The organism is Halomonas sp. (assembly GCF_052095765.1).
Taxonomy (GTDB): Bacteria; Pseudomonadota; Gammaproteobacteria; order Pseudomonadales; family Halomonadaceae; genus Halomonas.
In genome coordinates this window covers 1-3,900 of sequence record NZ_JBQDJZ010000142.1, presented here as the reverse complement: position 1 = coordinate 3,900, position 3,900 = coordinate 1, and the positions used below count along the sequence as shown (strand labels likewise).

At 58.5% G+C, this 3,900-nt stretch carries 5 protein-coding genes; all 5 read right to left on the bottom strand.

Going from position 1 to position 3,900, the window contains the following annotated elements:
* Window positions 1-165: 165 nt before the first annotated feature.
* The gene (locus tag ACTH3D_RS12775) at window positions 166-924 is read right to left on the bottom strand and encodes a tellurite resistance TerB family protein (RefSeq protein ID WP_441667518.1); all 759 of its coding nucleotides are present in this window, start codon (window positions 922-924) and stop codon (window positions 166-168) included.
* A gap of 85 nt (window positions 925-1,009) precedes the next feature.
* The gene (locus tag ACTH3D_RS12770; protein WP_441667517.1) at window positions 1,010-1,291 is read right to left on the bottom strand and encodes an MliC family protein; all 282 of its coding nucleotides are present in this window, start codon (window positions 1,289-1,291) and stop codon (window positions 1,010-1,012) included.
* A 171-nt stretch (window positions 1,292-1,462) separates the two neighbouring features.
* Complete coding sequence (locus tag ACTH3D_RS12765) at window positions 1,463-2,257, bottom strand: ABC transporter ATP-binding protein (RefSeq protein ID WP_441667516.1); 795 nt, start codon at window positions 2,255-2,257, stop codon at window positions 1,463-1,465.
* On the bottom strand, window positions 2,254-3,135 hold the full coding sequence (locus ACTH3D_RS12760) for an ABC transporter permease (RefSeq protein WP_441667515.1): 882 nt from the start codon (window positions 3,133-3,135) through the stop codon (window positions 2,254-2,256). Before ACTH3D_RS12760 ends, ACTH3D_RS12765 begins: the two co-directional genes overlap by 4 nt.
* Before the next feature lie 28 nt (window positions 3,136-3,163).
* A partial coding sequence (locus ACTH3D_RS12755) for an ABC transporter substrate-binding protein (protein ID WP_441667513.1) occupies window positions 3,164-3,900 on the bottom strand: 737 nt, incomplete at its 5' end.

Here is a 3,900-nt window from a genome sequence, read left to right as displayed (position 1 = left end):
ACCGTTCTTTGTAGGCGCATTTTGTCATGCTGTATAAATATCAGGCTATATTCAGAATTTCAACCGGCCACCGCATAGCGGTGCGCGCTTATATCACCGCCCGCATTGGGCGATGCTTTACGCGCAGGTTGGTAAGCATCGTCAGCTTTACTTGGCGCTACCTGTTTACTGCCCAGCAGCCTGACGCTCCAACTCTGCACACAGTTCGGGTTCAAGGCCGAGCGCACTACCTAGCTGATCCAGCCAGGCACGCTCCATGGCGTTCTGGTCATCAACGACTGCAACGCTAATCAGGTACATTTCGCGAGCGGCCTGGGGCGAGTCCGCCTGTGCAGCCAACGCATGAGCATCCAGTGGTGCCTGCAGCTGCTGCTGAACCCAGCGATTCATCTCATCATCGGCGCCAAGCTGACCGATCTGTTCAGTAATCAGGCTGCGTTCCTGATCATCAATGTGGCCGTCGGCACGAGCTGCCATGATCATGGCCTGTAACAGCGCGGTGCTACGCTGCTCCTGATCACTGCCCTGCAGCTGCTCCATGGGCTGCCCCTGCTGCTCGGGCTGCCCATCACCACGGTTCTGCCAGGCCTTGTAGGCCAGCATGCCGATACTTGCGATGGCACCATACTTCAGTGCACTACCGCCCATGCTACGACCGCGCTTGGTGCCCAGCAGCATACCCAGCGCCCCACCGCCAAGCAGGCTGGCAACATCCAAACCACCTCCGCTCTGGCCCTGCTTTTGCCCCTGGCCCTGGCCTTGTCCACCGGTGAACTGTGAGACAAGCCCACCGACCATATCCGCCAGGCCACCACCCTGCTGCTGCCCCTGGGACTGACCCGCGTTATTGCCATAGCCCTGCTGCTGGTTCTGGCTACCGCCCACCTGATTCATTAACTGTTTGAGAATGTGACTTGCGTTCATCTTGTCGTGCTCCTTATTGATATACGGATGGTGTCCCTACCCCAGCAACAACGAGTCATTACCGACTCCCTGGCCGTGGGCACGCTCAGGACTCGGTGCAAGCCTCGATGACTGCACCCGCAGAGCCATCGGCCATCTGGCGGTACAGCGTACCTTCAGACCCGCTACCAGAACCCTTTGTCCACCACACCAGACCGCCACCGACGTAGCGCGCGCCACTGGCAGAAATCACAATCTGCATGTTGTAGGTACCCCCCTGATACTGAACCGTAGCTGAGTCAGTGGTCGGGTAGGCTGCCGCAATTGTTTCGCCACTCTCACAGCGGTAGTCATGCTCGACCAACGCAGATCTTTCCGCACCAGGCATCTGTGTTTCTCCGCTCTCCTGTGGAGAACTTGCGCAAGCAGAGATGAGCAAAAACGAAGCCCAAGAAAACGGGGTTAAGATATTGATTTTCATATACACCTCCATGAGCTTTATGTGCTATTTTTTCGAGTCGCCAAGCGACACTTTGGCAAGGGCTCTGCTTCCTGACAATCAACCCAACAACAGCGAGTCGTCGTCGACCTCCTGGCCTCTGGCACGCTCAAACAGTTTGAGCAGGTCGGCGACTTCCAGGCCCTCGCGCTGCTCGCCCTTCACATCAAAAGCGACTTCGCCCTGATCCATCATAATGGTGCGGTCGCCCACCTCCAGTGCTTGGCGCATGCTGTGGGTGACCATCAGCGCGGTCAGGCGCTGCTCGCCAATGATATCTGCCGACAGTGTCAGCACGAAGCTGGCAATGCGCGGGTCGAGTGCGGCGGTGTGCTCGTCAAGCAGCAGAATCCCCATCGGCTGAAGTGCCGCCATCAGCAGGCTCACGGCTTGGCGCTGACCGCCGGACAGCAACCCAATGCTATCGTGAAGGCGGTTTTCCAAGCCCAGCCCTAGGCGTGCCAGGTTTTCCTGCAGGCGACTGCGCAGTTTGGTGTCTAAGGCGCTACGCAGCCCTCGGCGACGGCCTCGCGCGCAGGCCAACGCCATGTTTTCTTCAAGGGTTAACGTGCCGCAGGTACCCGCCAGTGGGTCTTGATACACCCGGGCCACCAAGTCAGCGCGCTTGAAGGCTGGCAGTCGGGTCACATCACGCTCACCAATCTGTACACGTCCGGGCTCAGCAAAGACTTCACCGGCCAGCACGTTTAGCAGCGTCGATTTACCGGCCCCGTTGCCGCCGATGACGGTAACAAACTCGCCATCGCCAATGCGCAGGTTGATACCGCGCAGCACGTGGTTTTCCAGCGGCGTGCCCGGATTGAATGTCACATGGATATTATCAAGCTCAATCATGTCAGGCGCCTCCGGCGGCGGAGTTTTGGCAGCACCAGCGCCAGCCCCACCAGCACGGCAGTAACCAGGTTGAGATCCTGGGCCTTGAGGCCGATGAAGTCCGCATTCAGCGCCACGGCGACCATTAAGCGATAAAGAATCGAACCGAACAGACAGGCTAATGTGGCTACCAGAATACTGCGCCCCGGAATCAACGACTGACCGCCAATCACCGCAGCAAGGCCAACCACAATAGTGCCTACGCCCATGGTGACATCAGCGCTGCCCTGGCTTTGGGCGAACAGGGCCCCACCCAGCGCAACCAAAGCGTTAGATAAGGCCATGCCGGCCACCACCATCACCGAGGTGTTGATGCCGTTGCCTGACGCCATGCGGGCGTTTTCGCCCGTAGCGCGCATGGCCAGGCCCGCTTCACTGTTAAGAAAGCGGTTGAGCAGGAAGGTGACTATCAGCAGGCCGATACCAATGGCCACCGGAAACGCCACGTAGCGACTGACCGGTAGCGACTCCAGCGGAACGAAGATGGTCGGCTCGCTGAGCAGCGCGATATTGGGCCGCCCCATGATCCGCAAGTTGATCGAATAGAGCGCAATCATCGACAGGATCGAGGCCAGTAGGTTGAGAATCTTGAGCTTTACTGCCATCCAAGCCGTTACCGTGCCCGCCATAGCGCCAGCAATCATGGCAAGCCCTGTACCCAGCCAGGGGTTACCGCCGCCAACAATCCATACGGCAGCCACAGCGGCACCGAGTGGAAAGCTACCATCGACGGTCAGGTCAGGAAAATCGAGCACGCGAAACGACAGATAGACACCGAGTGCCACAAAGCCAAAAATGAGCCCGAGTTCCAGGGCTCCAAGAAATGCAATAAGACTCATGAGGATATCCGCTGATTCATGCGACGGTTCAGTCGACGATCTCGACTGCGCGTTCCTGGAGCTCGGCGGGTATCTCGTAGCCAATCGCTGCAGCGGCACTGCTGTTAAGGATCAACTCCAGCTTATCGACCGTGCCGACTGGAATTTCACCCGGGTTTTCGCCGTCAATGATGCGCGCCACCATTTCACCGGTTTGACGTCCCATGTCGTAGTAGCTGAAACCCAATGAAGCCAGCGCACCGCGTGCCACGGAGGAATTGTCGCCGGTGAATACCGGAATGTCTGCGTCATAGCCAACACGCACCACGCTTTCCAGTGCCGACACCACGGTGTTGTCGACCGGCACATAGATGGCATCGGCACGCCCCGCCAGACTACGGGCGGCACCCATTACCTCGGAAGTACGCGAGGCGGTGACTTCAACTAGCGTGAAGCCCATCTTCGGTGCCAAAGTTTCCAGCACCTCAGCCTGTGACACCGAGTTGGCCTCACCGGGGTTATAGATCACTCCCAGTGCTTCAGCTTCGGGAAACATGTCACGAATCAGCTGCAACTGAGCCTCCAACGGCGGCGCATCCACTACACCAGTAATATTGGCACCCGGTGCGTCCATGTCAGCGACCAGCTTAGCCAGCAGCGGATCCGTCACCGCAGTGAATACGATGGGAACCGTGTTAGGCATTGCTGCCGCTGCTGACTGGGCAGTCGGTGTGCTGATAGCCAGCAATACCGTTGGTGGCTCACCGGCGAACTTGCGTGCGATCT

Coding starts and splice junctions, on each gene's coding strand:
- ACTH3D_RS12770 (WP_441667517.1), bottom strand. CDS start 1,291: ATGCCTGGTGCGGAAAGATCTGCGTTGGTCGAGCATGACTACCGCTGT.
- ACTH3D_RS12760 (WP_441667515.1), bottom strand. CDS start 3,135: ATGAGTCTTATTGCATTTCTTGGAGCCCTGGAACTCGGGCTCATTTTT.
- ACTH3D_RS12765 (WP_441667516.1), bottom strand. CDS start 2,257: ATGATTGAGCTTGATAATATCCATGTGACATTCAATCCGGGCACGCCG.
- ACTH3D_RS12775 (WP_441667518.1), bottom strand. CDS start 924: ATGAACGCAAGTCACATTCTCAAACAGTTAATGAATCAGGTGGGCGGT.